The 4,642-nt window shown below is 76.7% G+C and carries 5 protein-coding genes; 2 read left to right on the top strand and 3 right to left on the bottom strand.

Annotated elements, in window-relative coordinates:
- The coding region (locus GTR00_RS14995) for a YciI family protein (protein WP_240900311.1) at positions 1 to 372 on the top strand (372 nt) is incomplete at its 5' end.
- On the opposite strand, the gene GTR00_RS14990 is transcribed toward GTR00_RS14995, so the two are convergent.
- Positions 366 to 689, bottom strand: a complete 324-nt coding sequence (locus GTR00_RS14990; RefSeq protein WP_166612405.1) for a hypothetical protein — start codon at positions 687 to 689, stop codon at positions 366 to 368. The two genes, GTR00_RS14995 and GTR00_RS14990, sit on opposite strands and share 7 nt — an antisense overlap.
- Positions 690 to 960: 271 nt before the next feature.
- A complete protein-coding gene (locus GTR00_RS14985; RefSeq protein WP_166612404.1) occupies positions 961 to 2,583 on the bottom strand; it encodes an MFS transporter in 1,623 nt (540 codons plus the stop codon).
- A gap of 102 nt (positions 2,584 to 2,685) precedes the next feature.
- Here GTR00_RS14985 and GTR00_RS25085 point away from each other — a divergent pair, with 102 nt between their 5' ends.
- Positions 2,686 to 3,357 carry a TetR/AcrR family transcriptional regulator gene (locus GTR00_RS25085; RefSeq protein ID WP_166612403.1) on the top strand — a complete coding sequence of 224 codons (672 nt, stop codon included), beginning with the start codon at positions 2,686 to 2,688 and terminating at the stop codon, positions 3,355 to 3,357.
- Positions 3,358 to 3,373: 16 nt separating this feature from the next.
- On the opposite strand, the gene GTR00_RS14975 is transcribed toward GTR00_RS25085, so the two are convergent.
- A complete protein-coding gene (locus GTR00_RS14975; RefSeq protein WP_166612402.1) occupies positions 3,374 to 4,579 on the bottom strand; it encodes a multidrug effflux MFS transporter in 1,206 nt (401 codons plus the stop codon).
- Positions 4,580 to 4,642: the final 63 nt, after the last annotated feature.

Here is a 4,642-nt window from a genome sequence, read left to right as displayed (position 1 = left end):
GGCGTGGCCCAGTACGCCGTCCTGATCCACGCCGACGACTCCGCCCACGCCCCGCGGGCCACGCCGGCCGACACCGCCTCGTGCGACGAGCACGCCGACGAGCTGGCCGCAGCGGGCGCGGTGCTCGCGGCGTACGCGCTGGCGCCGCGGCGCACGGCCACCTCGCTGCGCGCGGGCGGGCGCAGCGAGGGCCCGTTCACCGGCTCCGGGCAGGTCCTCGTCGGCTTCTACGTCCTGGAGGCGCCGGACCCGGAGGCGGCCCTGGCCGTCGCCGGCACCAACCCCGTCCTGCGGCAGGGGGGCGGGGTGGAGGTCCGCCCCGTGCACAGCGGTGGTCCCGTGCGCGCGGCGCACGGGCGCGGGGGTCAGTAGCGGAAGCGCCCGACGGTGGCCCGCAGGTCGCCGGCCGTGCGGGAGAGCTCCTCGGTCGCGGAGCTGGTCCGCACCAGCGCCTCGGTCGTGGAACCGGCGGTGCTCACCCCCGCGGTGCTCACCCCCGCGGTGCCCACCCCGGCGGTGTTCGCGGCGATCTCCTGCGAGCCCTGCGCGGCGTCCGCCACCGAGCGCGACATCTGCTGCGTCGCGGCGGTCCGCTCCTCCACGGCGGAGGCGGTCGTGGTCTGGTGGTCGCTGGTCCGGCCGATGATCCGGCCGGTGCCCTCGATGGCGCTGACGGCACCGCCGGCCACGGTGGCGGCGTCGAGGGTGGCGGCGTCGAGGGTGGCGGCGTCGAGGGTGGCGCCGGTTCGGCCGACCTCGTCGCGCTGTCGGCGAGCTCGAAGCGGGTGGCAACGTCCTGCTGGACCTGCGCGAGGGTCTGGACCTCCTGCGCCGTGGGGCTCGTGGTGGCGCGGGTCGACGGCTCCTGCTCGCACCGCCGCCCGCGCCGCCGTGCGCGAACCGCCGCTGCGCGGACCCGCGGGGCGGGTCCGCGCAGCGGCGGTGGGGTCGGTGGCTGGTTCAGTGGGCGATGACCGGTGCGGCGTCCGGGTCCACCTGGGGCACGCCGGGCCTGAGCAGCAGCCCGGCGACGACGGCCCCGACCGCGAAGATGGCCGCCGACCACCAGAACGCCGTGTGGTAGCTGGCCAGCGTCGCCTGCACCACGTCGGCCGGGGTCGGCGCGCCGCCCAGCCCGGCCAGGTGGTCCGCCGCCGCGCTGCCGGCCAGCGCCGAGAGCAGGGCGGTGCCGATGGAGCCGCCGATCTGCTGGGCGGTGTTGGCCATGGCCGAGGCGACGCCGGCGTCGGAGGCCTGCACGCCGAGCGTGGCGGTGGCCATCGCCGAGGCGAACAGGAAGCCCAGGCCCAGCCCGGTGACGACCAGGCCGGGCAGGACGACCGTGACGTAGGAGGAGTCGGCCGCGATGCGCGTGAGCAGCACCATGCCGGCCGCGGCCAGCACCAGGCCGCTCGGCACCAGCGGCTTGGGGCCCACGCGCGGCAGGAGCGCGGAGCCCACGACGCCGGCGGCCACGGAGATCGCCGCGATCATCGGCAGGAACCCCAGGCCGGTCTGCACGGGGCTGTAGCCCAGCGTGGCGGACATGTAGTACGTCAGGAACAGGAAGATGCCGAACATGCCGGCACCGGTGACGGCCATGGCCAGCAGCGAACCGCCGCGGTTGCGGTCCAGCACGACGCGCAGCGGCAGCAGCGGGTGCGCCACCCGGGTCTGCAGCCGGCAGAACACCACGAGCAGGAGGACGCCGGCGAGGAGGAAACCCCAGGTTCCGGGCGCGCCCCAGCCGTCGACCTCGGCGTTGGCCAGGCCGTAGACGACGCCGACCAGGCCCAGCACGGCGGTGACCACGCCGGGCCAGTCCAGCGGCGGGCGGTGGGTGGGGCGCCGGTGCTCCAGCAGCGCCGCGCCCGCGGCGACGGCGACGACGGCGAGCAGGACGTTGATGTACAGGCACCAGCGCCACGACAGGTGCTCGGTGAGCAGCCCGCCCAGCAGCAGGCCGATGCCGCCGCCGGCGCCGGAGACGCCGCCGAAGATGCCGAACGCCTTGGTGCGCGCGGCCGGCTCGGTGAACGTGGTCGTCAGCAGCGACAGCGCGGCCGGGGCGAGCATCGCCCCGAAGGCCCCCTGCAGGGCGCGGGCGACGATGAGGACGCCGAAGCCCTGCGCGGCGCCGCCCAGGGCGGAGGCCAGCGCGAAGCCGACCAGGCCGATGAGGAACACCGGCTTGCGCCCGAGCACGTCGGCCAGGCGCCCGCCCAGCAGCAGCAGGCTGCCGAAGGCCAAGGCGTAGGAGGTGACGACCCACTGCCGGTTCTCGTCGGAGAACCCCAGCGCCTGCTGGGCGGTGGGCAGGGCGATGTTCACGATCGTCGCGTCCAGCACGACCATCAGCTGCGCCAGCGACAGGACCGCCAGGACGATCCACTGGGCGCGCGAGGTGCCGCCGGGTGCGGCCGGCTCGGCGGCGACGGGAGCGGCGGTGGTGGGGGCGCTCGGGCCGTCGGGCGAGGTGCGGGGCCGCGGCGTCGTGGTGGCGTGGCGCGGGACGTACCGGCCCGCGCGGGGTGCGGCGGTGTCGTCGACGTCCTCGACGCCGCGCTGTTCGGGGTTGTGCATGCTCGTGCGGTGCCTCCACTCAGCGGAGACCCGTTCTCCGCTTCTCCTCGACGATAGCAGTCGAAGTGGAGGCGGTGCCTCCGTTCGCGTTAGGGTGCGCGGGTGACGACGCGCGCTCCCGACGACGGGGCCCGACCGCTGCGCCGCGACGCCGAGCTGAACCGTCGCCGCACGCTGGAGGCGGCCCGGCGGGTGTTCGCCGAGCGGGGCCTGGCGGCCACCCTGGACGAGGTGGCGCACCGCGCCGGCCTGGGCGTGGGCACCGTCTACCGGCGCTTCGCGGACAAGGACGCGCTGGTCGAGGCGCTGTTCGAGGAGCAGATCCGCGAGCTGTGCCACCTGGCCGAGGCGGCCGCCACCGACCCCGACCCGTGGACGGGCCTGGCCTCGTTCCTGGACGGCTCCAGCGAGCGCATGGCCCAGGACCGCGGCCTGCGCGACGCCGTCCTGACGGGCGAGCACGGCCGGGCCGGGGTGGCGCTGGCCCGCGCCGAGCTCGGACCGCGCCTGCAGGCCCTGGTGGTGCGGGCCCAGGACAGCGGCGACCTGCGCGCGGACGTCACCGCCACCGACCTGGTCACGGCGCTGAAGTCGCTGCAGGTGGCCGGGGACCTCGGCCGGCAGGCGTGCCCCCAGTACTGGCGCCGGCACCTGGGCATCTACCTGGACGGGCTGCGCACCCGCCGCGCGCGCCCGAGCCCCCTGCCCGCCCCGCCGCTGAGCGACGAGCAGCTCGGCGAGGCGATGCAGACCCACCACCGCGCACGCGGCTGACGCGCTCGGGCGCTCCTCAGTGACCGGTGGCGACGGCGGGGGCGGTGTCGGCGGCCAGCCGCCAGGGGCGCACGAGCAGCACCAGCACGGCCGTGCCGAGCACCAGGGCGACCAGGATCACCAGGCCCATGGCCGCGGCGTCGTTGCCCAGCAGGCCCACCAGGGGCGAGACCAGCGCGCCGACGCCGAACTGCACGGCCCCCAGCAGCGCGGCGGCCGCGCCGGCGGCCTCGCCGTGCCGCGACAGGGCCAGCGCCGGGGCGTTGGGCAGGGCCAGACCGGTGGAGAACAGGACCGCCCACAGCGGCACCGCCACCCCCAGGAGGCCTCCGGTGCCGGTGGTGGCCAGCACCAGCAGCACCGCGCCGGCGAGCAGGCCGGCGACGGTGCCGGCGAGCAGCACCTGCGCGGGCGCGAGGCGGCGCAGCACCAGCGGGTTCAGCTGGGTGGCCGCGATCAGCCAGAAGGCGCCGGCGCCGAAGAGCAGGCCGAACTGCTGCTGGTCCAGGCCGAACTGGCCCTGGTAGACGAACGAGGCGCCGGCCACGTAGCTGAACAGGGCGGCCATCGTCAGCCCGGCCACCAGCACCAGGCCCAGGTAGGTGCGGTCGCGCAGCAGGGCGCGGTAGGTGCGCACGGTGGCGCCCAGGCGCAGGGGGCGGCGCTTCTCGGGGGGCAGGGTCTCGCGCAGCGCCCGCGCGCCGAGCGCCAGCAGCAGCAGCCCGTACACGGCGAGCAGGGCGAAGACCCCGCGCCAGGAGGTGAAGCGCAGCACCTCCCCGCCGATGGTGGGGGCCAGCACGGGCGCGGCCCCGATCACCAGGAACAGCCGGGACAGCATGGTGGCCGCCGCGCGCCCGTCGTACAGGTCGCGCACGATCGCCAGGGCGATGACCGCACCGGCGGCCGTGCCCACGCCCTGCAGCACGCGCAGCACGCCCAGGACGGCGATGTTCGGCGCCAGCAGCACCAGCAGCGAGGCGAGCACGTGCAGGGCGGTGCCGGCCAGCAGCGGGCGCCGGCGCCCCAGCGCGTCGGAGAGCGGGCCGATCACCAGCTGACCCAGCGCCAGGCCCACCAGGGTGCCGGTCAGGGTCAGCTGCACCGCGGCCTCGGTGGTCTGCAGCTGCGTGACGATCGTGGGCAGGGCGGGCAGGTACATGTCGATGGTCAGCGGCCCGACGGCCACGAAGGCCCCCAGCACCAGGGCGGTGCGCCCCATGCTCGGCGGGGAGGACTCCCCCTGCGGGGAGGGCCGGCCCGGGCGGGACGAGCGGCTCCGGGG

This window comes from Kineococcus indalonis (assembly GCF_009906395.1).
Lineage (GTDB): Bacteria > Actinomycetota > Actinomycetes > Actinomycetales > Kineococcaceae > Kineococcus > Kineococcus indalonis.
Note: the sequence above shows the minus strand (reverse complement) of the source record. Positions and strands in the feature narration are given on the sequence as shown.

Excerpts from the sequence above, each read along its gene's own strand:
- GTR00_RS14985 (WP_166612404.1), bottom strand. The coding sequence starts at position 2,583 with ATGCACAACCCCGAACAGCGCGGCGTCGAGGACGTCGACGACACCGCC.
- GTR00_RS14975 (WP_166612402.1), bottom strand. The coding sequence starts at position 4,579 with ATGGGGCGCACCGCCCTGGTGCTGGGGGCCTTCGTGGCCGTCGGGCCG.